Origin of the sequence: Kitasatospora nipponensis (assembly GCF_039528135.1) — a bacterium.
In the GTDB taxonomy this organism is placed as follows: domain Bacteria; phylum Actinomycetota; class Actinomycetes; order Streptomycetales; family Streptomycetaceae; genus Kitasatospora; species Kitasatospora nipponensis.
On record NZ_BAAALF010000007.1, the window covers coordinates 18,142 to 40,744 of the forward strand.

General features: G+C 71.6%; 23 protein-coding genes. 4 read left to right on the plus strand and 19 right to left on the minus strand.

Features of this window, described 5'->3' with window-relative positions; all coding sequences use genetic code 11:
• Positions 1-25: 25 nt before the first annotated feature.
• From nuoL to ABD323_RS03775, 12 genes are all read right to left on the minus strand, one after another.
• A complete protein-coding gene (nuoL, locus tag ABD323_RS03720) occupies positions 26-1,921 on the minus strand; it encodes an NADH-quinone oxidoreductase subunit L (protein WP_344439055.1) in 1,896 nt (631 codons plus the stop codon).
• A 9-nt stretch (positions 1,922-1,930) separates the two neighbouring features.
• The gene (gene nuoK, locus ABD323_RS03725) at positions 1,931-2,230 is read right to left on the minus strand and encodes an NADH-quinone oxidoreductase subunit NuoK (protein ID WP_043915678.1); all 300 of its coding nucleotides are present in this window, start codon (positions 2,228-2,230) and stop codon (positions 1,931-1,933) included.
• The gene (locus ABD323_RS03730) at positions 2,227-3,081 is read right to left on the minus strand and encodes an NADH-quinone oxidoreductase subunit J (RefSeq protein WP_344439060.1); all 855 of its coding nucleotides are present in this window, start codon (positions 3,079-3,081) and stop codon (positions 2,227-2,229) included. The genes nuoK and ABD323_RS03730 overlap by 4 nt, the downstream gene beginning before the upstream one ends.
• Positions 3,078-3,665, minus strand: a complete 588-nt coding sequence (gene nuoI, locus ABD323_RS03735) for an NADH-quinone oxidoreductase subunit NuoI (RefSeq protein ID WP_344439063.1) — start codon at positions 3,663-3,665, stop codon at positions 3,078-3,080. The genes ABD323_RS03730 and nuoI overlap by 4 nt, the downstream gene beginning before the upstream one ends.
• A 6-nt stretch (positions 3,666-3,671) precedes the next feature.
• Entirely contained in the window at positions 3,672-5,051 is a 1,380-nt protein-coding gene (gene nuoH / locus ABD323_RS03740) for an NADH-quinone oxidoreductase subunit NuoH (protein ID WP_344439066.1), read from the minus strand.
• A gap of 5 nt (positions 5,052-5,056) precedes the next feature.
• Positions 5,057-7,519 carry an NADH-quinone oxidoreductase subunit G gene (locus ABD323_RS03745; protein ID WP_344439068.1) on the minus strand — a complete coding sequence of 821 codons (2,463 nt, stop codon included), beginning with the start codon at positions 7,517-7,519 and terminating at the stop codon, positions 5,057-5,059.
• Positions 7,516-8,880, minus strand: coding sequence for an NADH-quinone oxidoreductase subunit NuoF (nuoF, locus tag ABD323_RS03750; protein ID WP_344439070.1), 1,365 nt, complete (start codon positions 8,878-8,880; stop codon positions 7,516-7,518). Before nuoF ends, ABD323_RS03745 begins: the two co-directional genes overlap by 4 nt.
• On the minus strand, positions 8,880-9,635 hold the full coding sequence (nuoE, locus tag ABD323_RS03755; RefSeq protein ID WP_344439073.1) for an NADH-quinone oxidoreductase subunit NuoE: 756 nt from the start codon (positions 9,633-9,635) through the stop codon (positions 8,880-8,882). Before nuoE ends, nuoF begins: the two co-directional genes overlap by 1 nt.
• The gene (locus ABD323_RS03760; RefSeq protein ID WP_344439077.1) at positions 9,632-10,960 is read right to left on the minus strand and encodes an NADH-quinone oxidoreductase subunit D; all 1,329 of its coding nucleotides are present in this window, start codon (positions 10,958-10,960) and stop codon (positions 9,632-9,634) included. Before ABD323_RS03760 ends, nuoE begins: the two co-directional genes overlap by 4 nt.
• Positions 10,960-11,664, minus strand: coding sequence for an NADH-quinone oxidoreductase subunit C (locus ABD323_RS03765; RefSeq protein WP_344439080.1), 705 nt, complete (start codon positions 11,662-11,664; stop codon positions 10,960-10,962). Before ABD323_RS03765 ends, ABD323_RS03760 begins: the two co-directional genes overlap by 1 nt.
• The gene (locus tag ABD323_RS03770; protein WP_344439082.1) at positions 11,661-12,215 is read right to left on the minus strand and encodes a NuoB/complex I 20 kDa subunit family protein; all 555 of its coding nucleotides are present in this window, start codon (positions 12,213-12,215) and stop codon (positions 11,661-11,663) included. Before ABD323_RS03770 ends, ABD323_RS03765 begins: the two co-directional genes overlap by 4 nt.
• A gap of 71 nt (positions 12,216-12,286) precedes the next feature.
• Positions 12,287-12,646 (minus strand): NADH-quinone oxidoreductase subunit A, encoded by a 360-nt coding sequence (locus ABD323_RS03775; RefSeq protein WP_014137597.1) that lies wholly within the window; start codon positions 12,644-12,646, stop codon positions 12,287-12,289.
• A gap of 500 nt (positions 12,647-13,146) precedes the next feature.
• Between ABD323_RS03775 and ABD323_RS03780 the strand changes: the two genes are divergently transcribed.
• Both ABD323_RS03780 and ABD323_RS03785 read left to right on the plus strand, forming a co-directional pair.
• Complete coding sequence (locus ABD323_RS03780; protein ID WP_344439084.1) at positions 13,147-13,380, plus strand: type II toxin-antitoxin system VapB family antitoxin; 234 nt, start codon at positions 13,147-13,149, stop codon at positions 13,378-13,380.
• The gene (locus ABD323_RS03785) at positions 13,377-13,784 is read left to right on the plus strand and encodes a PIN domain-containing protein (protein WP_344439086.1); all 408 of its coding nucleotides are present in this window, start codon (positions 13,377-13,379) and stop codon (positions 13,782-13,784) included. Before ABD323_RS03780 ends, ABD323_RS03785 begins: the two co-directional genes overlap by 4 nt.
• On the opposite strand, the gene ABD323_RS03790 is transcribed toward ABD323_RS03785, so the two are convergent.
• Positions 13,750-14,778 (minus strand): DMT family transporter, encoded by a 1,029-nt coding sequence (locus tag ABD323_RS03790; protein WP_344439090.1) that lies wholly within the window; start codon positions 14,776-14,778, stop codon positions 13,750-13,752. The two genes, ABD323_RS03785 and ABD323_RS03790, sit on opposite strands and share 35 nt — an antisense overlap.
• Before the next feature lie 110 nt (positions 14,779-14,888).
• Positions 14,889-16,211 carry an MFS transporter gene (locus tag ABD323_RS03795; RefSeq protein WP_344439093.1) on the minus strand — a complete coding sequence of 441 codons (1,323 nt, stop codon included), beginning with the start codon at positions 16,209-16,211 and terminating at the stop codon, positions 14,889-14,891.
• Between the two features lie 125 nt (positions 16,212-16,336).
• On the opposite strand from ABD323_RS03795, the gene ABD323_RS03800 reads away from it, so the two are divergent.
• On the plus strand, positions 16,337-17,032 hold the full coding sequence (locus ABD323_RS03800) for a peptidylprolyl isomerase (protein WP_344439095.1): 696 nt from the start codon (positions 16,337-16,339) through the stop codon (positions 17,030-17,032).
• A 169-nt stretch (positions 17,033-17,201) separates the two neighbouring features.
• On the opposite strand, the gene ABD323_RS03805 is transcribed toward ABD323_RS03800, so the two are convergent.
• Complete coding sequence (locus tag ABD323_RS03805; RefSeq protein ID WP_344439098.1) at positions 17,202-17,576, minus strand: aggregation-promoting factor C-terminal-like domain-containing protein; 375 nt, start codon at positions 17,574-17,576, stop codon at positions 17,202-17,204.
• A gap of 550 nt (positions 17,577-18,126) precedes the next feature.
• On the opposite strand from ABD323_RS03805, the gene ABD323_RS03810 reads away from it, so the two are divergent.
• On the plus strand, positions 18,127-18,951 hold the full coding sequence (locus tag ABD323_RS03810; protein ID WP_425555853.1) for an SAM-dependent methyltransferase: 825 nt from the start codon (positions 18,127-18,129) through the stop codon (positions 18,949-18,951).
• 43 nt (positions 18,952-18,994) lie between these two features.
• On the opposite strand, the gene ABD323_RS03815 is transcribed toward ABD323_RS03810, so the two are convergent.
• The 4 genes from ABD323_RS03815 to ABD323_RS03830 form a co-directional block, all read right to left on the minus strand.
• Complete coding sequence (locus tag ABD323_RS03815; protein ID WP_344439103.1) at positions 18,995-20,278, minus strand: geranylgeranyl reductase family protein; 1,284 nt, start codon at positions 20,276-20,278, stop codon at positions 18,995-18,997.
• A 103-nt stretch (positions 20,279-20,381) separates the two neighbouring features.
• Entirely contained in the window at positions 20,382-21,107 is a 726-nt protein-coding gene (locus tag ABD323_RS03820; protein WP_344439106.1) for a demethylmenaquinone methyltransferase, read from the minus strand.
• 81 nt (positions 21,108-21,188) lie between these two features.
• Positions 21,189-21,761, minus strand: a complete 573-nt coding sequence (locus ABD323_RS03825) for a hypothetical protein (protein WP_344439109.1) — start codon at positions 21,759-21,761, stop codon at positions 21,189-21,191.
• Positions 21,762-21,975: 214 nt separating this feature from the next.
• Positions 21,976-22,569: an imidazolonepropionase-like domain-containing protein gene (locus ABD323_RS03830; protein WP_344439112.1), complete on the minus strand. Its 594-nt coding sequence runs from the start codon at positions 22,567-22,569 to the stop codon at positions 21,976-21,978.
• Positions 22,570-22,603: the final 34 nt, after the last annotated feature.

A 22,603-nucleotide genomic window follows, 5' to 3' on the forward strand; every position in this document is an offset into this window, starting at 1 on the left:
TCCTTCCGACTGGTCATCACATTCATCAGACGGACCTCATGAGGAGAGTGGTGGCGACCAGCACCAGCGTGCCGCCGAACATGGAGAGGGCGTACGAGCGGACGTAGCCGTTCTGCACCCGGCGCAGCCGGCTGGAGACGCCCCCGATGGTGGCGGCCAGGCCGTTGACGAAGCCGTCCAGGCCCTTGCTGTCGAAGAAGACCAGCGCGGCGGTCAGCGCGGAGCCGGGGCGCACCAGGACGGCGTGGTTGAAGTCGTCCTGGAGCAGGTCGCGGCGCGCGGCGCGGGTGAGCGCCGAGCCGACGGGCGCGGTGACCGGCACCGGGCTGCGGCCGTACACCAGGTAGGCCAGGCCCACGCCGGCCAGCATGCAGGCGGAGGTGAGCACGGTGACCACGATCGGGGCGAGCGGCGAGTCGCCCTCGCTGTACCCGGTGACCGGCTCCAGCCAGTGCAGGAAGTTGCTGTTGAAGGCGAACAGGCCGCCCGCGAAGACCGAGCCGAAGGCGAGCACGACCATCGGCGCGGTCATGATCGCCGGCGACTCGTGCGGGTGCGGCTCGTTGCCCTCGGCGTCCGGCTGCCAGCGCTTCTCGCCGAAGAAGGTCATCAGCATCACCCGGGTCATGTAGAACGCGGTGACCGCGGCGCCGACCAGGGTGACCGCGCCGAGGATCCAGCCCTCGGTGCCGCCCTTGGCGAACGCCGCCTCGATGATCTTGTCCTTGGAGAAGAAGCCGGACAGCCCCGGGAACCCGATGATCGCCAGGTAGCCCAGGCCGAAGGTGGCGAAGGTGATCGGCATGTACTTGCGCAGGCCGCCGTAGTGACGCATGTTCACCTCGTCGTCCATGCCGTGCATGACCGACCCGGCGCCGAGGAAGAGCCCGGCCTTGAAGAAGCCGTGGGTGACCAGGTGCATGATCGCGAAGACGTAGCCGATCGGGCCCAGGCCGGCGGCCAGGATCATGTAGCCGATCTGCGACATGGTCGAGCCGGCCAGCGCCTTCTTGATGTCGTCCTTGGCGCAACCGACGATCGCACCGAAGATCAGCGTCACCGCGCCCACGCAGACCACCGCGGTCTGCGCGTCCGGCGCGAGGTTGAAGATCGCGCTCGAGCGGGTGATCAGGTAGACGCCGGCGGTCACCATGGTGGCCGCGTGGATCAGGGCCGAGACCGGGGTCGGGCCCTCCATCGCGTCGCCGAGCCAGCTCTGCAGCGGCACCTGGGCCGACTTGCCGCAGGCCGCGAGCAGCAGCATCAGGCCGATCGCGGTGAGCTTGCCCTCGCTCGCCTGCGGCGCGGTGGCGAAGACCGGGCCGAAGGTGAAGGTGCCGAACTGGGTGAACATCAGCATGATGGCGATCGACAGGCCCACGTCGCCGACCCGGTTGACCAGGAAGGCCTTCTTGGCGGCCGTCGCGGCGCTGGGCTTGTGCTGCCAGAAGCCGATCAGCAGGTACGAGGCGAGCCCGACACCCTCCCACCCGACGTAGAGCAGAAGGTAGTTGTCGGCCAGCACCAGCAGCAGCATGGCGGCCAGGAAGAGGTTCAGGTAGCCGAAGAACCGCCGGCGGCGCTCGTCGTGCGCCATGTAGCCCACCGAGTAGAGGTGGATCAGGGTGCCGACGCCGGTGATCAGCAGCACGAAGGTGACGGAGAGCTGGTCGAGCTGGAAGGAGGCGTCGGCCTGGAAGCCGCCCACCGAGATCCAGCTGAACAGGCGCTCGTGGACGGCCCGTTGGTCGGTGCTGCGACCGAGCATCTGGAAGAAGAGGACCAGCCCGAAGACGAACGAGAGGGCGGCGGCGCAGGTGCCCAGCCAGTGGCCGAAGCGGTCCAGCAGGCGGCCGCCGAGCAGCAGCAGGGCAGCGCCGGCCAGCGGAGCCGCCACGAGCAGCGGAATAAGAGAGTTCACCCTGGGCCCCTACAGCTTCATCAGGTTGCTGTCGTCGACCGAAGCCGAGTGCCTGGTCCGGAAGATGCTCACGATGATCGCCAGGCCCACCACGACCTCGGCCGCCGCGACCACCATGGTGAAGAAGGCCAGGATCTGGCCGTCCAGGTTGCCGTGCAGCCGGGAGAAGGTGACCAGCGCCAGGTTCGAGGCGTTGAGCATCAGCTCCACGCACATGAAGAGCACGATGGCGTTGCGCCGGATCAGCACCCCGCTCGCCCCGATGGTGAACAACAGGGCGGCGAGATACAGGTAGTTGACGGGGTTCACTCCGCTCCCTCCTCGGCGGTGGCCGCCGGCAGCTCGGTGCCGCGCCGCGGTGCGGCCACCGGCACCGGCCGGCCGGAGTGCGCCCGGCCGAGCCAGTCGGCGGTGGTGTCCTCCAGCTCGGCCATCCGCCGCAGCATGTCCTGGCTGACGTCGCGGATCTGGCCGCGCTCGCGCAGGGTGGCCATCACCGAGTCCTCGGCGACGGTGCCGTCCGGCAGCAGGCCGGCGATGTCGACCGCGTTGTGCCGGGCGTAGACGCCGGGCGCCGGCAGCGGCGGCACCTGCACGTTGTCCCTGATCCGCTGGGCGGCCAGCTCGCGCTGGGTGGCCGGCGCCTTCACGTGCTCGCGGTGGGTGAGCACCATGGCGCCGATCGCGGCGGTGATCAGCAGCGCGCCGGTCACCTCGAAGGCCCACACGTACTTGGTGAAGATCAGCCGGGCCAGGCCCTGCACGTTGCCCTCGGCGTTGGCCTCGGTCAGGCCGGTGAAGTGCGAGAGCTTGGCGTTGGCGATGCCCGCGATCAGCAGCGTCCCGAAGCCCAGCCCGCACAGGACCGCGGCCGCCCGCTGGCCCTTGAGCTGCTCGGTGAGCGAGTCCTCCGTGGTGACGCCCACCAGCATCACCACGAAGAGGAAGAGCATCATGATCGCGCCGGTGTAGACCACGATCTGCACCACGCCCAGGAAGACCGCGCCCTGGGCCAGGTAGCAGATCGCCAGTGCGATCATGGTGGCCGCCAGGCAGAGCGCGCTGTGCACGGCCTTGCGCATCGTCAGCATGCCGAGCGCGCCGCCCACCGCGATGACCGCGAGCACCCAGAACTGGACCGCTTCGCCGGTGGAGGTCACGAGCCCACCTCCTCGTCGTGCCGGCGCGCGGTGGGCTCCTGGCGCTCGGTGCCGGGCGCCGCCTGGGTGACCTCGCCCCGGTAGTAGGCGCCCTCGTCGGCGCCGGGGTACATCGCGTGCGGCGCCTCGACCATGCCCTCGGTCAGCCCGGAGAGCAGCTGCTCCTTGGTGAAGATCAGGTCGGCCCGCGAGGAGTCGGCCAGCTCGTACTCGTTGGTCATGGTCAGCGCGCGGGTCGGGCAGGCCTCGATGCACAGCCCGCACAGGATGCAGCGGGCGTAGTTGATCTGGTAGACCGCGCCGTAGCGCTCACCCGGGGAGTAGCGCTCCTCCTCGGTGTTGTCGGCGCCCTCCACGTAGATCGCGTCGGCCGGGCAGGCCCAGGCGCAGAGCTCGCAGCCGACGCACTTCTCCAGGCCGTCCGGGTGCCGGTTGAGCTGGTGGCGTCCGTGGAAGCGCGGTGCGGTGGGCTTCTTCTGTTCCGGGTACTGCTCGGTCAGCCGCTTCTTGAACATGGCCTTGAAGGTCACGCCGAAGCCTGCGGCCGGTCCCAGCAGCGACGGCTTGTCGTCGGGTTCTGGCATCTCGGTTCAGCTCCCTTCGGAATGGTTGGCGCCGTGCAGCGCGTCCTGCAGTGCTTGCGGGTCCTGCTCCTGGGGCAGCTGCGCCTGCGGGACGCGGCTACGCCGGCGCGGCACCGCGGGCAGCACCTGACCGGGCAGCGGCGGGACCGGGTAGCCGCTGGCCATCGGGTCGAACTCGACGGCTTCGGCCTGCTGTTCGGGTTCCTTCTGCTTGGTGCGGAAGGTGTCCCAGAGCAGCGAGAGCAGCAGCAGCGCACCGACCGGCGCGGCCACGTAGAGCACCACCTGGCCGAAGCCGTGGCCCTCGTTGCGCAGCGCCCGCACGCTGGCCACCATCACCAGCCAGACCAGCGAGACCGGGATCAGCACCTTCCAGCCGAGCTTCATGAACTGGTCGTAGCGCAGCCGGGGCAGCGTTCCGCGCAGCCAGATGAAGAAGAAGAGCAGCAGCTGGATCTTGAGGGTGATCCAGAGCAGCGGCCACCAGCCGTGGTTGGCGCCGGCCCAGAGCGAGAGCGGGTACGGGGCCCGCCAGCCGCCCAGGAAGAGCGTGCTGGCGACCGCCGAGACGGTCACCATGTTGACGTACTCGGCCAGCATGAACATCGCGAACTTCAGCGAGCTGTACTCGGTGTTGAAGCCGCCGACCAACTCGCCCTCGGCCTCCGGCAGGTCGAACGGCGCCCGGTTGGTCTCGCCCACCATCGCGATGATGTAGACGATGAAGGAGACCGGCAACAGGGCCGCGAACCACGTCGGTTGCTGCGAGGAGACGATCTGCGAGGTGGACATCGAGCCGGAGTAGATGAAGACCGCGGCGAACGACAGGCCCATCGCGATCTCGTAGGAGATCATCTGGGCCGACGAGCGCAGGCCGCCCAGCAGCGGGTAGGTCGAGCCCGAGGACCAGCCGGCCAGCACGATGCCGTAGATCCCGATCGAGGCGGTGGCCAGGATGTAGAGCAGGGCCACCGGCAGGTCGGTGAGCTGCATCGGGGTGCGGGTGCCGAAGATGGAGATCTCGTTGTCGGCCGGGCCGAAGGGGATCACCGCGATCGCCATGAAGGCCGGGATCGCGCAGACGATCGGCGCCAGGATGTAGACCGCCTTGTCGGCGCCCGAGACGACCAGGTCCTCCTTGAGCGCCAGCTTCACCCCGTCCGCCAGGGACTGCAACAGGCCCCAGGGGCCGTGCCGGTTGGGGCCGATCCGCAGCTGCATCCAGGCGACGACCTTGCGCTCCCAGACGATCGAGACCAGCACGGTGATCAGCAGGAAGGCGAAGCAGAACACCGCCTTGATCAGGACCAGCCACCAGGGGTCGCGGCCGAAGAACACCAGGGTGTCGGCGGCGGCGGCGAGCTTGAGGGCGGGCGTCGCGTCCATGGGCGTCACTGCTCCTCCCCTGCCGGGGCGATGGTCACCAGGTGACCGACCGTGGTGCCCAGGACGCGGTAGGCGCTGCCCTGGGCCGAGTTGAGCGCCGGCGAGTTCAGCGGCAGCCAGACCGTACGGTCCGGCAGCTCCGCGGTGATCTCCAACGGCAGGACCAGCGAGCCGGCCGGACCGGTGACGCGCAGCGTGTCGCTCGCGCCGATCTCGGCGGCGGTGGTCGGCGAGAGCCGGGCGACGGCGGGGTGCCGGGTGCCGGCCAGGTGCTCGTCGCCCTGCTGGAGCACACCCTGGTCCAGCAGCAGGCGCCAACCGGCCAGCACCGCCTGGCCGGTGGCCGGACGGGGCAACGCGCTGGGGTGGCCGGCCGGGGCCGCGGGACGGTCGCCGGTCCACGGCTGCAGCCGGTCCACCGCGGCTCGGGCCGCCCGTACGTCGGGCAGCTCCAGACGGTGCCCCATGGCCTCGGCCAGCATGTTCAGCACCCGGACGTCCGAGTGCAGGTGCCGGCCCATCAGCTGGTCGGGGCGGATCGCCGTGTCGAACATCCGCACCCGGCCCTCCCAGTCCAGGAAGGTGCCGGCCTTCTCGGCGACGGCGGCCACCGGCAGCACCACGTCGGCGTGCGCGGTCACCGCCGAGGGCCGCAGCTCCAGCGAGACCACGAAGCCCACCCGGCTCAGCGCCTCCTCGGCGAGCTGCGGGTCCGGCAGGTCGTCCAGCTCGACGCCGCCGACCAGCAGTGCGTCCAGGTCGCCGTGCGCGGCCGCGGCCAGGATCTGGCCGGTGTCGCGGCCCAGCCGGGCCGGCAGGTCCGCCACGCCCCAGGCGGCGGCCACCTCGGCGCGCGCGGCGGGCACGGTGACCGGTCGGCCGCCGGGCAGCAGCCCGGGCAGCGCGCCGACCTCGAGGGCGCCGCGCTCACCGGCCCGGCGCGGGATCCAGGCGAGCTGCGCCCCGGTGGCGTGCGACAGCCGCAGCGCGGCGGTCAGCGCCCCGGGGACCGCGGCCAGCCGCTCGCCCACCACGATCACCGCGCCGGACTCGCGCAGCAGGCGCGCGGCGCGGCCGGCGGCGTCGCTCAGCTGGTCCTCGGCCGCCAGCGCACCCAGCCACTCGGGCTCGGTGCCGGGCGCCGCCGGCAGCAGGGTCCCCGCCAGCTTCGTAAGGCCGCGCGAGGAGTGCGAGGCGATCGAGAAGACCTCCAGGCCGGTGCGCTGCGCCTTGCGCAGCCGCAGGAAGACGATCGGCGACTCCTCCTCGGGCTCGAAGCCCGCGAGCAGCACCACCGGCGCCTGCTCCAGGCTCCGGTAGCTGACCCCCTGCTCGTCCAGGTCGACGCCGCGCCCGGCGACCGCGACGGCCAGGAAGTCGGCCTCCTCGGCGCTGTGCGGGCGGGCGCGGAAGTCCACGTCGTTGGTGCCGAGCACCACGCGGGCGAACTTGGCGTAGCCGTAGGCGTCCTCGACGGTCACCCGGCCGCCGGACAGCACCGCGCCGCGCGAGCCGGCCAGGCCCTGGGCGGCGGCGGCCAGCGCCTGCGGCCAGGAGGCCTTGACCAGCTCACCGGTGGCCGCGTCGCGCACCAGCGGGCCGCTGAACCGGTCGCGCTGCTGGGCGTAGCGGAAGGCGAACCGCCCCTTGTCGCAGCTCCACTCCTCGTTGACCTCGGGTGCGTCGCCGGCCAGCCGGCGCAGCACCTTGCCACGCCGGTGGTCGGTGCGCAGCGAGCAGCCCGCCGAGCAGTGCTCGCAGACGCTGGGCGAGGAGACCAGGTCGAAGGGGCGCGAGCGGAACCGGTAGGCGGCCGAGGTGAGCGCGCCGACCGGGCAGATCTGGATGGTGTTGCCGGAGAAGTACGAGGCGAAGTCGTCGCCCTCGCCGGTGCCGACCTGCTGGAGCGCGCCGCGCTCGACCAGGTCGATGAACGGGTCACCGGCGATCTGCTGGGAGAAGCGGGTGCAGCGGGCGCAGAGCACGCAGCGCTCGCGGTCGAGCAGCACCTGGGTGCTGATCGGCACCGGCTTCTGGTAGGTCCGCTTCATGCCCTCGAAGCGCGAGTCCGCCTGGCCGCTGGACATCGCCTGGTTCTGCAGCGGGCACTCGCCGCCCTTGTCGCAGACCGGGCAGTCCAGCGGGTGGTTGATCAGCAGCAGCTCCATGACGCCCCGCTGGGCCTTCTCGGCCACCGGGGAGCTGAGCTGGGTGCGGACCACCATGCCCTCGGCCACCGGGATCGTGCAGGAGGCGACCGGCTTGCGCTGGCCCTCGATCTCCACGATGCACTGGCGGCAGGCGCCGGCCGGGTCGAGCAGCGGGTGGTCGCAGAACCGGGGCACCTGGGTGCCGATCTGCTCGGCCGCGCGGATCACCAGGGTGCCCTTGGGGACCTGGACTTCGACGCCGTCGATGGTGAGCGTGACGAGGTCGGTGGCGGTCCTGGGCGGATCGGTGATCGTCATGCGTGCACCTCCCTCTCGGTGGCGGGCTGGGGGGCCTTGGCACGGTGGCTGTCGGCCCAGACGGTGGCGGCGGCCGGGTCGAACGGGCAGCGGCGCTCGGCCAGGTGCTGCTCGTACTCGGCGCGGAAGTGCTGGAGCGAGGAGACGATCGGGCTGGCGGCGCCGTCGCCCAGCGCGCAGAAGGACTTGCCGTTGATGTTGTCGGCGATGTCGAGGAGCTTCTCCAGGTCTCCCTCGACGCCCTCGCCCGCCTCGATCCGCTGGAGCAACTGGACCAGCCAGTAGGTGCCTTCGCGGCACGGCGTGCACTTGCCACAGGACTCGTGGGCGTAGAACTCGGTCCACCGGGTGACCGCGCGCACCACGCAGGTCGTCTCGTCGAAGACCTGCAGCGCCTTGGTGCCGAGCATCGAGCCGGCCGCGCCCACCCCCTCGTAGTCGAGCGGGACGTCGAGGTGCTCGTCGGTGAACATCGGGGTGGAACTGCCGCCCGGGGTCCAGAACTTGAGCTGGTGACCGGCCCGCACCCCACCGCTGATGTCGAGCAGCTGGCGCAGCGTCACGCCCAGCGGCGCCTCGTACTGACCGGGGTTGGTGACGTGCCCGGAGAGCGAGTAGAGCGTGAAGCCCGGGGACTTCTCGGTGCCCAGCGAGGTGAACCACTCCTTGCCGCGGACCAGGATCGGCGGCACCGAGGCGATCGACTCGACGTTGTTGACCACCGTCGGGCAGGCGTACAGGCCGGCGATGGCCGGGAACGGCGGGCGCAGCCGGGGCTGGCCGCGCCGGCCCTCCAGCGAGTCCAGCAGCGCGGTCTCCTCGCCGCAGATGTACGCGCCGGCGCCGGCGTGCACGGTGATGTCCAGGTCGATCCCGGAGCCCAGGATGTCCTTGCCGAGGAAGCCGGCCGCGTACGCCTCGGCGACCGCGGCGTGCAGCCTGCGCAGCACCGGCACCGTCTCGCCGCGCAGGTAGATGAAGGCGTGGTCGCAGCGGATCGCGTAGGAGGCGATCACCATGCCCTCGATCAGCGCGTGCGGGTTGGCGAAGAGCAGCGGGATGTCCTTGCAGGTGCCCGGCTCGGACTCGTCGGCGTTGACCACCAGGTAGTGCGGCTTGCCGTCGTTCTGCGGGATGAACTGCCACTTCATCCCGGTCGGGAAGCCGGCGCCGCCGCGCCCGCGCAGGCCGGACTCCTTGACCAGCGCGATCAGCGCGTCGGGCTCCATCTCCAGGGCGTTGCGCAGGCCCTGGTAGCCGTCGTGGCGCCGGTAGGTCTCCAGGCTCCACGGCCGGTGGTCGTCCCAGGAGGCGGAGAGCACGGGGCTGAGCAGCTTCTCGGCCGGCTCGGTGGCGGTCATCACGCTTCCGTCCCTTCGCCCCGCGGGGCCACCACTCGGGCGCCCGGCGTGCCGGGCAGTGACTCGCCCTTGGCCAGCCGCAGGCCGGCCAGCGAGGGGGCGCCACCGGCGCCGGACTCGTCCACCGCGCCCTCGCGCCCGTCCGGGAAGCCGGCCAGGATCCGCGCGGTCTCCTTGAACGAGCAGAGCTTGGCGCCGCGGGTGGGCCGCACCTCGCCGCCGGCCCGCAGGTCGTCCACCAACTGCCGGGCGCTCTGCGGCGTCTGGTTGTCGAAGAACTCCCAGTTGACCATCACCACGGGGGCGTAGTCGCAGGCGGCGTTGCACTCGATGTGCTCGAGCGAGATCTCGCCGTCCTCGGTGGTCTCGTTGTTCGCGATGCCCAGGTGTTCCTTGAGCTCGGCGAAGATCTGGTCGCCACCGAGCACCGCGCAGAGCGTGTTGGTGCACACCCCCACGTGGTACTGACCGGCGGGCTTGCGGCGGTACATCGTGTAGAAGGTCGCCACCGCCGTGACCTCGGCCGTGGTGAGCGCCAACTGCTCGGCGCAGAACCGGATCCCGGTGGCGCTGACGAAGCCCTCCTCGGCCTGCACCAGGTGCAGCAGCGGCAGCAGGGCCGAGCGCGCCTGCGGGTAGCGCCCGATCAGCTCCGCGGCGTCCCGCGCCAGGCGCTCGTGGACCTCCGGCGGGTAAGGCTTGGCCGGCAGCGCCGGCAGGCCGAGCTCGACGCTCGCCCGAGAATTGCCCGTCACCGGTCCACTCCTCCCATCACCGGGTCGATCCCGGCCACCGCCACGATCACGTCGGCCATCTGGCCGCCCTCGCACATCGCTGCCATCGACTGCAGGTTGGTGAACGACGGGTCCCGGAAGTGCACCCGGTAGGGGCGGGTCCCGCCGTCGCTCACCACGTGCACGCCGAGCTCGCCCTTGGGCGACTCGACGGCTGTGTACGCCTGGCCGACCGGGACCCGGAAGCCCTCGGTGACCAGCTTGAAGTGGTGGATCAGGGCCTCCATGGAGGTGCCCATGATCTGCCGGATGTGGTCCAGCGAGTTGCCCATGCCATCGGGTCCGATGGCGAGTTGGGCCGGCCAGGCGATCTTCTTGTCGGCCACCATGACCGGTCCCGGGCGCAGCCGGTCCAGGCACTGCTCGACGATCCGCAGCGACTGCTTCATCTCCTCCAGGCGGATCAGGAACCGCCCGAAGGAGTCCGCGGTGTCGGCCACCGCGACCTCGAAGTCGTAGTCCTGGTACCCGCAGTAGGGATCGCTCTTGCGCAGGTCGTGCGGCAGTCCGGTGGCCCGCAGGATCGGGCCGGTGGCGCCGAGCGCCAGGCAGCCGGCCAGGTCGAGGAAGCCGACGTCGACCAGGCGCGCCTTGAACACCGGGTTGCCGGTGGCGAGTTTGTCGTACTCGTGCATCCGCGAGCGGAACAGCTTGACCGCCTCGCGGATCTGGTCCACCGCGCCGGGCGGCAGGTCCTGGGCCAGCCCGCCGGGGCGCACGTACGCGTGGTTCATCCGCAGACCGGTGACCAACTCGAAGATGTCCAGGATGAGTTCACGGTCCCGGAAGCCGTAGATCATCAGCGTGGTGGAGCCGATCTCCATGCCGCCGGTGGCCAGGCACACCAGGTGCGAGGAGATCCGGTTGAGCTCCATCATCAGCACCCGGATGACGCTGGCCCGGTCCGGGATCTGGTCGGTGATCCCGAGCAGCTTCTCGACCGCCAGGCAGTAGGCGGTCTCGTTGAACAGCGGCGTGAGGTAGTCCATCCGGGTCACGAAGGTGGTGCCCTGGACCCAGGAGCGGTACTCCATGTTCTTCTCGATGCCGGTGTGCAGGTAGCCGATCCCGCACCGGGCCTCGGTCACCGTCTCGCCGTCGATCTCCAGGATCAGGCGCAGCACGCCGTGCGTGGAGGGGTGCTGCGGGCCCATGTTGACGATGATGCGCTCGTCGTCGGCCCGGGCGACGGCCTCCACCACCTCGCCCCAGTCGCCACCGGTGACGGTGAAGACCCGGCCCTCGGTGGTCTCGCGCGCGCCTGCCTCTTCGAAGTGAGTGGTCATCAGGAGTACGACCTCCGCTGGTCGGGCGCCGGGATCTGGGCGCCCTTGTACTCGACGGGAATGCCGCCGAGCGGGTAGTCCTTGCGCTGCGGGTGGCCCAGCCAGTCGTCCGGCATCATGATCCGGGTGAGCGCCGGGTGGCCCTCGAAGACGAGACCGAAGAAGTCGTACGCCTCTCGCTCGTGCCAGTCGTTGGTCGGGTAGACGCTGACCACGGACGGGATCCGCGGGTCGTCGTCCGGCGCGGTGACCTCCAGCCGGATCAGCCGGCCGTGGGTGATCGAGCGCAGCGGGTAGACCGCGTGCAGCTCCCGCCCGACCTCCGCCGGGTAGTGCACCCCGTTGACGCCCAGGCACAGTTCGAAGCGCAGCGCCGGGTCGTCGCGCAGCGTGCGGACGGTGGCGAGCAGGTGCTCGCGGGCGATCTGGAAGGTCAGCTCGCCGCGGTCGACCACGGTCTTCTCGATCACCGCGGACGGGTTGAGCCCCTGCTCCTCCAGTGCCCCCTCGAGCTCGTCGGCGACCTCGTCGAACCAACCCCCGTAGGGGCGTTCGGCCGGCGCCGGCAGCACGATGGCGGCGGCCAGGCCGCCGAAGCCGGAGGTGTCGCCGGTGCCCTGGGCACCGAACATGCCCTGCCGCCTGCCGACCACCTCGACCGGAAGCTCGCGGCGGTTCTGGGGAACGACCGGTTCGTCGCTCATCGCAGCAGCCCCCGCATCTCGCTGGTCGGGGTGGCCTCCAGGGCCAGTTCCTCGGCCAGGTCCTCGGCGCGGCGCCGGTTCACCCCGAGCGGCTCGTGCTGGATCTTCTCGTGCAGCTTGATGATCGCGTCCATCAGCATCTCCGGGCGGGGCGGGCACCCCGGCAGGTAGATGTCCACGGGGACGATGTGGTCGACGCCCTGGACGATCGCGTAGTTGTTGAACATGCCGCCCGAGGACGCGCAGACGCCCATCGAGATGACCCACTTCGGGTTGGCCATCTGGTCGTAGACCTGGCGGAGCACCGGTGCCATCTTCTGGCTCACCCGGCCGGCCACGATCATCAGGTCGGCCTGCCGCGGCGAACCGCGGAAGACCTCCATGCCGAACCGGGCCAGGTCGTAGCGGCCCGCCCCGGTGGTCATCATCTCGATGGCGCAGCAGGCCAGCCCGAAGGTGGCCGGGAAGAGCGAGGCTTTTCTCACCCACCCCGCGGCGCTCTCCACCGTGGTGAGCAGAAAGCCGCTCGGCAGCTTCTCCTCGATTCCCATCTACCCATCCCTCTCAGTGGCCTCAGATCCGGCTGATCGCACGGCGGTCGTCCTTGCTCCGCCGCTGCGCCCTAGTCCCACTCCAGGCCGCCGCGCCGCCAGACGTAGGCGTACGCGACGAAGACCGTGGCGATGAACAGGAGCATCTCGACCAGCCCGAAGATCCCCAGGGCGTCGAAGCTGACCGCCCACGGGTAGAGGAAGACGATCTCGATGTCGAAGACGATGAAGAGCATCGCCGTCAGGTAGTACTTGATCGGGAACCGCCCGCCGCCCACCGGCTGCGGGGTCGGTTCGATGCCGCACTCGTACGCCTCCAACTTGGCCCGGTTGTAGCGCTTCGGGCCGGTCAGCGAGGCCATCACGACGGAGCCGACCGCGAACGCCGCCGCGATGGCACCGAGTACGAGGATCGGCGCGTAGGCATTCATATGCCGCCGCTCCCTCCGTCCAGTCGTCCTTGACTGCAGATCGGAACCACCGGGTCACTGTGGGGTGATCCGGTGATCCGGCCCCTGAGATCCACCTCATGTGAGGCAGTTCACAAAGCCCGGATCGAGCGCATCCTATGCCTGTCGGCTTGTGATCTGCGACACGCAGTCCAAGGCGATCTTTGTGATCTACGCCACCTTGCAGACCCGTTGTCATGCTGACAAGTAGCGAGATATGAACGCAATGCGCTCAGATGGTCGCAAACTGTCATATTCATCGGCGAAGTTACTGGTCAGAGCCCTGCGCCTATATCAACTATGCGTCGCCCAGAGCAAATTTAGAGGCTTCATGTTGACGTGATAACCGCCCTCACTCTCCCGGGTGGCACCCTCTGGGCGAGCGCTTGACCCTTCGTTCACAAGCTCCGGAGAGCCGTGATGTTGGCGATGTACAATAGATGGCAACATCACCAACATCGCAGCCCCCGTGGAGGCCTCCGGTGACCGTCACCCAGATCGACATCGACGACGAGGCGCTCGCGGCCGCCATGCGGTTGATGGGAGCCACCACCAAGAAGGAGACGGTGAACACCGCGCTGCGGGAGTACGCCGAGCGGATCACCCGGCTGGAGGCCGCCGAGGACCTCGCCGCCCGCGGCGCCCGCGGCGAGTTCGACGCCGCGCCCGCCGCTCATGCCGCTGCCAAGCGGGCCCGCAGGGAGCAGTTGGGGTGATCGGCTACCTGGTCGACGCCTCCGCCCTGTGGCACCTCTTCCGGGAGCCGGGCGCGCTCGGCCCCTGGGAAGGGTCCATCGCCGCCGGCGCCTTCCACCTGTGCGAACCGACCCGCGTCGAGTTCCTGTACTCCGCGACCGGCCCGGCCCACCGCGACGAACTCGCCGCGCGGATCGACGCGTTGTGCCGCCCGGCCGCGGTGCCGAAGCAGGGGTGGCGCTGGGTCGACACCGCACAGTACAAGCTCACGCAGAAGGGTCAGCACCGGTCCGCGGGGGCCATCGACCTGCTGCTCTGCGCGACGGCGGTGCACCACGACCTCACCGTGCTGCACGTCGACGACGACTTCGCCACGGTGGCGAGTGTGCTCACCGAGCTGCGCGAGCGCGATCTTCGGCGCTAGGGTCGGGCACCCCGGCGCCCTGGAGGGCCGCCGGGGCGACGCCCGCGGGCTCCGGGGTCGCGGGCTCGGGCCGCACGGGCGCGGGCGGCGGGAGGACCGCGCGGCGGCCGGCCTCGGTGCCCAGCAGCACCAGCAGGCCGCCCAGCAGGGCCGGGGCGCTCAGCCGGTCACCGCCCAGCGCGATGCCGAAGACGGCGGCCCAGAGCGGCTCGGTGCCCAGCAGCAGGCTCACCCGGGAGGGCGAGGTGGCCCGCACGGCCCGCATCTGCACGAAGAACGCGAAGAGCGTGCAGAACAGCGCGAGGTAGAGCAGCAGGCCCCACTGGGCGGGCGACCAGGACGCCGCCAGCCGCCACGGCGCGGGCCCGGCGAACGGGCTGGCCACCGCGAAGACCACGCTCGCCGAGGCCAGTTGGACCCAGGTCAGGGCCAGCGAGTCGACCCCGCGCAGGGCCCGGCTGCGGGACATCGCCAGCACGTGCACGGTGCGCAGCACCGCGGCGCCGAGCACCAGCAGGTCGCCCGTCGAGGGGGTGCGCAGTCCCGAGCCCTCGGTGAGCAGGCCCACCCCGAGCAGCGAGGCGCCGGCGGCGGCCAGGAAGGCCCGCGGGATCGCGGTGCGACTCAGGGCGCTCTCGGCGAGCGGGGTGAGGATCATGGTCAGGCTGATGATCAGGCCGGCGTTGGTGGCCGAGGTGTGCACGACGCCGTAGCTCTCCAGCAGGAAGATCCCGCCGAGGATCACACCCAGCAGCGCCGCCCCCCGCCACTGCGCCCACCCCAGGGTGCGCAGCGGTCGCCGCGCGAGCAGGGCCAGCGGCGGCAGCACCGCGAGGAAGCGCAGCACCAGCATCGGCACGACGGTGTCGGGCGTGGTGAGGTGCTTGACCGCGAGGAAGCTGGAGCCCCAGACCACGGCGACCAGCAGCAGCGGCAGGTCGGCGAGCAGACCGCGCCGGGCGGCGGGGGCGGCGGCTTGTGAAGCGGTTCGCATGGCGGGTCCGTTCGGCGGGTGGGCGGGCGGCACAGGGCGGGGTGGGGCCGGGGCGACGGCGATGGCGGGTGCTCCGCGGACGGTACGTGAACCCGCGACCTGACGCCCCGTCAGTCCAGCTGCGCGGCCTGGTCCGCCGGCGCAGCCTGGTCCGCCGCCGCGACCGGCGCGACCGGCGCCCGCAGCGCGAGCAGCGAGTACCCGGCGCCGACCACCACCAGCAGCGCAGCCCCGCCCAGGATGGTGTCGATCCGCCCCAACGGCAGGCCGCCGACCTGTCCGTGGAAGCCCCGCAGCACGCTGCTCGCCAGCCACCCCGCCAGGCCCATGCCGATCACGCTGGCCACCTGCTGGACCGGGTTGATCACCGAGAAGACCCGGCCGAGGTACTGCTGCGGCACCGCACCGAGCAGCAGCGGCGCGACCGCCGCGTTGAGCGCCGAGAGTCCCGGGCCGATCAGCGCGATCAGCACCAGGGCGGGCCAGAACGAGGTCATCCGGGAGTACCCGAGCAGCAGCACGCCCATCACCAGCAGGCCGAACGAGAAGGTCCGCTCGTTGCCGAACCGGCCGAGCAGTCGGGCCGCGCACGCGGCGCCGACCAGCAGCCCGATCCCCAAGGCCATGTCCAGCGTGCCGAACCACCGCACGTCGACGTGCAGGTTGTCGGTCACGAAGAAGACGTTGACGGTGTTCAGCGCGCCGATGCCGACGCTGATCAGCGCGATCACCAGCAGCAGCACCCGGACCACCGGGTTGCGCCACGACGTCCGCAGCCCGTCCACGAATTCGGCGCGGAAGTCGGGCGCCGCGGCGGTCTCGGGTCGCTCGTGCGGGGGTATGTCGACCGCCCTGACCAGGACGAAGGAGACCAGGTAGGAGAGCGCGTTGACCGCCAGTGCCCACTGCACGCCCGCCGCGTACAGCAGCGGGGCGGCCAGCGGCGGGCCCAGGATGCTGGCGATCGCCTGGGTGGACTGCCCGATCGCGGCGGCCCGGCCGCGCTCCTCGGCGCCCACCACGTCGTTGATGATCGCGAACCGCGCGGGGGTGAAGAACTGCGAGACCGCGGAGTTGGCGAAGACCGCCGCGTAGACGACGACCATCTGCACGCCGGTGGGCACCGTCCCGCCCGGCAGGAAGGCCATCGCCGCGACCGCGCCGATCAGCGCCGCCCGGATCAGGTCGGTGCCGAGCATGGTGCGCCGGTAGTCCCAGCGGTCGACGTAGACCCCCGCCAGGGGTGCGACCAGCAGGGTGGCGACGGCCACCGTGATCAGCAGGCCGGAGACGGCAGCCGGTGCGTTCGCACTGCCCGCCAGCAACTGGGTTCCCACCCACAGGGTCAGGGTGGTGTCGAAGACGAAGTCACCGGTCTGCGAGACGGCTTGACCGCTCCAGAGCAGGGTGAAGTTACGGTTGATGAGCGCCACGGACCTCATCCTGACACGAACGTTCGTTCGCTGAGGGGGTATCACCAGGAATGACGGGCGGGACAGTTGGGCATGACGGTGTGCACATGACACAGCGTTGTCCGACGCCTACGAAGGGATCCGCCATGGCCCGCCCCCGTCTCGCCGCCGCGGCAGCCGCCGCCACCCTGGTGCTCTGCGCCGCCAGCGCGGCCTCCGCCGCCACCGTCTCCCCCGACGCCCGGCCCGCACCGGCCGCCGCCGCCCCGAGCACGGGCACCCCGAACTGCGGTTTCACGGCCGCCGTCCCCGCGGACAACTTCCAGGGCATCCCGGTCTTCGACGCCAGGAAGGCCGCCAAGCCGTACCACGCCACCCTGCGCACCAGCCAGGGCGCGATCACCTTCCAGGCGCTGACCGACGCGGCCCCCTGCACCACCTTCTCGTTCCACTTCCTCGCCGACCACGGCTACTTCGACGACACCCACTGTCACCGGCTGACCACCCAGCGCCTGTGGGTCCTGCAGTGCGGCGACCCCACCGGCACCGGCAGCGGCGGCCCCGGGTACTCCTTCAATGACGAGAACCTGACCGGCGCCACCTACCCGGCCGGCACCGTGGCGATGGCCAACGCCGGCCCGAACACCAACGGCAGCCAGTTCTTCCTGGTCTGGAAGGACACCAAGCTCTCCCCCGCCTACACCCCCTTCGGCAAGGTCACCGCCGGCATGGACGTGCTGCAGAAGATCGCCGCCGGCGGCGAGGACGACCAGAACGGTCCCGGCGACGGCTTCCCGACCCTGCCGGTGAACATCCGCGGCGTGAAGCTCACCAACCACTGACGAGCAGCCGGGCACCCCACCCCCGCCCCGCCCGGACCCGGAAACGGGTCGAGGGGCCCCGGCGCGAGATACGCGCCGGGGCCCCTCGTTCGCCCCGGGAGCCCCTGTCCGACGCCCGGGGCGCCGCAGGAGTGGCTTGGAATCGAAAGGGTCGGGGAGAACTGGTGGCTTAGTACCAGTGGTGGTTCTGCCAGAACGCCCAGGCGGCGTTCGGGCTGCCGTAGCGGGTGTTCATGTAGTTGTAGGCCCACTTGATCTGGGTCTTCGGGTTGGTCTTCCAGTCGGCACCGGCCGAGGCCATCTTCGAGGCCGGCAGCGCCTGGCCCAGGCCGTAGGCGCCGGAGGAGGCGTTGGTGGCCGACACGTTCCAGCTGGACTCGTGCGAAATGATCTGGCTGAAGGAGGCCAGCTGGTTGGCGGGCACGATCTGCGCCGCGATGGCCTGCGGGGACGGGGTCGCCGCGGAGGCGGTGGCGGGCATCAGGCCGGCGCCCAGCGCGGTCAGACCGGCGGCCGAGGCAAGAACGGCGGAAGCAGTACGCATACGAAGCTTGAAAGCGGGCATGAAGACTAAGACCTCAATCGGGGTTGGGCCGGCTCCCGCCCGTTCGACCGAGGCCGGACAGGGGCTCGCATGGTGTGCGGGCGGGAGGCGGCGAGAGCTGCACCGGCGGGACAGGTGCCGGTGCGGCTGACGACTGAGCCATTGTTAGCGGGCCGTCGACCGGCGGCCAAGACCCCCCTGTTACGACCCCCCGTCGTAGCTGCGGTGCGGATTCGCCCCGTTTTGCGGTGGTACGCCCAGGTCAGCCATCTGCTATCCACCGTCGTACTCCCGCCACCCGTGTGAGCACCCTCACCGCCACGGCACGACAGGCGGTCACGGGCCGCCCTGACCTGGGCACAGCGCGTACCGGCGATCAAGAGTCGAACGAGGCCCGGGTCACACGGGGATCAGAGCGTTCGATGCCCGAAGAGTTCGCCCGGCCGTCGACCGGGCGCTCTCCTGTCACGCGCGGTGAGCGCCTAGGATGCGCTGGGGCAGTGTCAGAGGCATGACCGGGAGGGGACCCGTGACCAGAGCGGCGCAGTGGATGCAGAACCCGGACCGCGAGGTCCGTCCGCCCACCGACCTGCAGGCCGACCGCCCGCACCCGGCCCGGATGTACGACTACTTCTTGGGCGGCAAGGACAACTTCCCGGCCGACCGGGAGGCCGCCGAGCGGGCCGCCGCGGGCTGGCCCAACGTCCGCAAGGCCACCCTGGAGAACCGCCGCTTCCTGGGCCGCGCGGTGCGCTACCTGGCCGAGGAGGCCGGGATCCGACAGTTCCTGGACATCGGCACCGGCATACCGACGGCCAACAACACCCACGAGGTCGCCCAGGACGTCGACCCGCGCAGCCGGGTGGTGTACGTGGACAACGACCCGATCGTGCTGGCCCACGCCCGCGCCCTGCTGGTCAGCGCACCGGACGGGATGACCACCTACATCGACGCGGACCTGCGCGAGCCCGACCGCATCCTGGAGCACCCCGAGCTGAGCCGGGTGCTGGACCTGGAGCAGCCGGTCGCGCTGATGCTGATCGCGATCCTGCACTTCGTGCCGGACGAGCAGGACCCGTACGGCATCGTGCGCAAGCTGGTCGGGGCCCTGCCCAGCGGCAGCTACGTCGCGCTGACCCAGCTCACCGGGGACTTCGACCCCTACGAGACCGGCCGCCTGGTCCGCAGCTACCGCGACTCCGGGGTGCCGCTGCAGGCCCGCAGCCGCGCCGAGGTGGCCCCCTTCTTCGAGGGGCTGGAGCTGGTCGAGCCGGGCATCGAGGTCGTCTCGCGCTGGCGGCCGGACCCGGCGGCGCCGAGCCCGTTCACCCGCGAGGAGGTCTCGGTCTACGGCGCGATCGCCAAGGTCCGCTAGGGCGCGCCGCCCGACCGGGCGGCACGGCCCCTGCGGTGGATCCCTAGGCGTTCGGCGCGACCTTGGCCAGGCCGTTGATCAGGCGGTCCATCGCGTCGCCGCCCTGCGGGTCGGTGAGGTTGGCGAGCAGCTTCAGGGTGAAGCGCATCAGCATCGGGTGGGTGAGCCCGCGCTGGGTGGCGATCTGCATCACCCGGGGGTTGCCGATCATCTTCACGAAGGCCCGGCCGAGCGTGTAGTAGCCGCCGTAGGTGTCCTTGAGCACGGCCGGGTACGCCTGCAGCGCCCTCTCCCGCCCGCCCGGGGTGACCCGGGCGTGCGCCTGCACGATCGTGCGGGCGGCGATCTGCCCGGACTCCATCGCGTACGCGATGCCCTCGCCGTTGAACGGGTTCACCATCCCGCCCGCGTCGCCGACCAGCAGCAGGCCGCGGGTGTAGTGCGGCTGGCGGTTGAAGGCCATCGGCAGCGCGGCGCCGCGGATCGGGTCGGTCATGTTCTCCGGCGTGTAGCCCCACTCCGCGGGCATGTTGGCGCACCAGGCCTTCAGCACCTCGCGCCAGTCCAGCTCGCCGAAGGCGGGCGAGGAGTTGAGGATGCCCAGGCCCACGTTGGAGGTGCCGTCGCCCATCCCGAAGACCCAGCCGTAGCCCGGCAGCAGCTTCTTGCCGCCGTCCCGGGTGTCCCACAGCTCCAGCCAGGACTCCAGGTAGTCGTCCTCGTGCCGGGGCGAGGTGAAGTAGGTCCGGTAGGCCACGCCCATCGGCCGGTCCTCGCGCCGGTGCAGGCCCATGGCGAGCGAGAGCCGGGTGGAGTTGCCGTCGGCCGCGACCACCAGCGGCGCCCGGAAGGTGACCTCCCGCTTGTCGGCGCCGAGCCGGGCGCTCACCCCGGTGATCCGCCCGGTCCGCTCGTCCAGCACCGGCCCGCTGACGTTGCAGTGCTCGTACAGCCGGGCGCCGGCCTTCTCGGCCTGACGGGCCAGCAACTCGTCGAAGTCGGCCCGCTTGCGCACCAGTCCGTAGTCCGGGAAGGCGGAGAGCTCGGGCCAGTCCAGCTCCAGGCGCACCCCGCCGCCGATGATCCGCAGACCCTTGTTGTGCAGCCAGCCGTTCGCGGTGGAGACGTCGATCCCCATGTCCACCAGCTGCTTGGTCGCGCGCGGGGTCAGCCCGTCGCCGCAGACCTTCTCCCGCGGGAACTCGGTCTTCTCCAGCAGCAGGACGTCCAGCCCGGCCTGCGCCAGGTAGTACGCGGTGGTCGAGCCCGCCGGCCCGGCTCCCACCACGATGACGTCAGCGGTGCTCTCGACGGCGGTCTCGGTCACGGGGGCACACTCCTGAGCACTGCGGGCGGGACACGGTCTGCGACGGTCCCGAGCAGTCTACGGCGTGACCCCGCGGCGGCTGCGGACGCCCGCTGACCGCCACTCAGTCGAGCGCCGCGCCACTGTCCCGGGTGTCGTCCTCCTTCGTCCCGCGGTGCAGCGCGACGATGCCGCCGGTCAGGTTGCGCCAGGCCACCCTGCTCCAGCCGGCCTGCTGGAGCAGGGCGGCGAGCGCCGGCTGGTCGGGCCAGGCGCGGATCGACTCGGCGAGGTAGACGTACGCGTCGGGGTTGCTGCTGACCCGGGTGGCGACGGGGGGCAGCGCCCGCATCAGGTACTCGGTGTAGACGGTGCGCAGCGGGGTCCAGGTGGGCGTGGAGAACTCGCAGATCACCACCCGTCCGCCGGGCTTGGTCACCCGGTACAGCTCGCTCAGCGCGAGGCCGGTGTCGTGCACGTTGCGCAGCGCGAAGGAGATGGTGACGGCGTCGAAGGAGGCGTCCGCGAACGGCAGCCGGGTGGCGTCGCCGGCGGTCAGCGGGAGCTCGGGGTGGCGGCGCTTGCCCTCGGTCAGCATGCCGACTGAGAAGTCGCAGGGCACGACGTTCGCCCCGGCCTCGCGGAACGGCAGGGAGGAGGTGCCCGTGCCGGCGCCGAGGTCGAGCACCAGGTCGCCGGGGCCCGCGGCGACCGCCTCGGCCACCGCGCGGCGCCAGGCACGGGCCTGGCCGAGTGAGAGCACGTCGTTGGTCAGGTCGTACTTGGCCGCGACGTCGTCGAACATGGCGGCGACTTCGTGGGGCTGCTTGTCCAGGGAGGCTCGGGTCACGCACCCATTGTTCACCCTGGCGCGGCCGCCGCGGTGCCGGGGCTCGACAGCCGGACACCCCGGTCACCGGCCGTCGGCCGGTCAGCGCAGCGCGCGGCGCCCGCCCTTGCGGCGGCGGCGCGAGCGCTTGCCCTGGGTGATGGCCGGCATGCCCTCGGCCAGCGCCTCGGTGGCCAGGGCCACCGTGGTGCGCAGCCGGGCCCGTTCGGCGCGCGCGGCCGGGCCGCGCCGGTGGCGCAGGATCCGCGCCACGCAGATCGCGCAGATCAACAGGGCCACCGGCACGCTGATCTGGGCCAGTCGCACCCCGGCGGCCTGCGGGTAGACCTGGTCGCAGACCCGGACCGCGCCGGCGTCCTCGGCCGCGTGCTCCAGGCAGATCGGGTCGCCGACCCGGGCGTGGTCCGGCAGCCGCAGGTCGGCGGCGCTGTGCTGCTGCCCGTCGGCACGGTAGCTGACCGCGCTGTAGGTGGCGCTGCCGCCCGGCAGCTGGGTGATGGTGCCCTCGACCCGCACGGGGTGCGCGCCGATCTTGTCCGCGAGGTCGGCCTGCCGCCAGCCCAGCAGGCACATGCCGAGGGCCAGCACGGCGCTGAGCACCGCCGTGAGGTACCAACCTCGGCCGATCCGGGGGACGACGGACGGGGATCGCATGGGCGTGCGGTGACCTGGCTTCCCGTGGGAATGGGTGAGGGCGGCCCCGCGAACCGGGGACGGGCGCGCAGGGCTGAGCGGGATCGTAACTGCTGGCGGGCCCTCAGGTCACGGCGAGGGGGTATCAGGACGTCGACCGGAGAGCTGAGTTCGAATACCGACGACCTCCGCCGGGTGCGCCCCGGGCGCACCCGGATGAGAGATTGACGACAGCTCAACGGGCGCGGTGCAGCAGCCGCCCGCCCAGCACGGTGGCCAGGCACCGCCCGTCCGCCACGGCCAGCACCGCGAGGTCCGCCCGCCCCTCGGCGGCGAGGGCGCCGCCGGGCAGCGCGGCGAAGGTCCCGTCGAAGGGCGGCGCGGCGGGCGGGGCGGCGAGGACCAGCAGGCCCGAGCGGCTCACCGCGGTCCGCACCGCCGGGTGCTCGAAGGGCCCGGCCAGCGCCGTCGTGCCGTGCGCGAGCATCCGCTGCAGCCCGCGCCGGGCGCTGCCGCCCCGGCCGCCGTAGTGCGCCTCGTCCACCCCGGCGGGCGGGAGCGCCAGCGGGAGTTCGCCGAGCTCCTCGCGCGGGTCCGGGTGGTAGCGGCCCTCCAGCAGCAGGTGCCCGTAGGGCTGGACCAGGCCCGGCACGAGCCGGCCCGCCCCCCAGTCGCGCACCCGCGCGGTGGGGTGCGCGGCCGCCAGTTCGGCGAACGGCCCCAGGGCGGCCACCCGGTCACCGCGCACCAGCACCGCCCCCTCGGCGAGCGGCGGGGCGGTGGCGGCGGGGTCGGCCTGCAGCAGCGCGGCCCGGTGGAGCGTCAGCACGGCCGGCGCGCCGGGCGGGGCGGCGGGAGGGTCA

What these genes read in the sequence shown, in the direction of transcription:
- nuoH (WP_344439066.1), bottom strand. Translation starts at nt 5,051, where the DNA reads ATGGACGCGACGCCCGCCCTCAAGCTCGCCGCCGCCGCCGACACCCTG.
- ABD323_RS03765 (WP_344439080.1), bottom strand. Translation starts at nt 11,664, where the DNA reads ATGAGCGACGAACCGGTCGTTCCCCAGAACCGCCGCGAGCTTCCGGTC.
- ABD323_RS03825 (WP_344439109.1), bottom strand. Translation starts at nt 21,761, where the DNA reads ATGCGATCCCCGTCCGTCGTCCCCCGGATCGGCCGAGGTTGGTACCTC.
- ABD323_RS03775 (WP_014137597.1), bottom strand. Translation starts at nt 12,646, where the DNA reads ATGAATGCCTACGCGCCGATCCTCGTACTCGGTGCCATCGCGGCGGCG.
- ABD323_RS03745 (WP_344439068.1), bottom strand. Translation starts at nt 7,519, where the DNA reads ATGACGATCACCGATCCGCCCAGGACCGCCACCGACCTCGTCACGCTC.
- nuoI (WP_344439063.1), bottom strand. Translation starts at nt 3,665, where the DNA reads ATGCCAGAACCCGACGACAAGCCGTCGCTGCTGGGACCGGCCGCAGGC.
- ABD323_RS03770 (WP_344439082.1), bottom strand. Translation starts at nt 12,215, where the DNA reads ATGGGAATCGAGGAGAAGCTGCCGAGCGGCTTTCTGCTCACCACGGTG.
- ABD323_RS03805 (WP_344439098.1), bottom strand. Translation starts at nt 17,576, where the DNA reads ATGCGTACTGCTTCCGCCGTTCTTGCCTCGGCCGCCGGTCTGACCGCG.
- ABD323_RS03800 (WP_344439095.1), top strand. Translation starts at nt 16,337, where the DNA reads ATGGCCCGCCCCCGTCTCGCCGCCGCGGCAGCCGCCGCCACCCTGGTG.
- ABD323_RS03760 (WP_344439077.1), bottom strand. Translation starts at nt 10,960, where the DNA reads ATGACCACTCACTTCGAAGAGGCAGGCGCGCGCGAGACCACCGAGGGC.
- nuoF (WP_344439070.1), bottom strand. Translation starts at nt 8,880, where the DNA reads ATGACCGCCACCGAGCCGGCCGAGAAGCTGCTCAGCCCCGTGCTCTCC.
- ABD323_RS03790 (WP_344439090.1), bottom strand. Translation starts at nt 14,778, where the DNA reads ATGCGAACCGCTTCACAAGCCGCCGCCCCCGCCGCCCGGCGCGGTCTG.
- ABD323_RS03810 (WP_425555853.1), top strand. Translation starts at nt 18,127, where the DNA reads ATGCAGAACCCGGACCGCGAGGTCCGTCCGCCCACCGACCTGCAGGCC.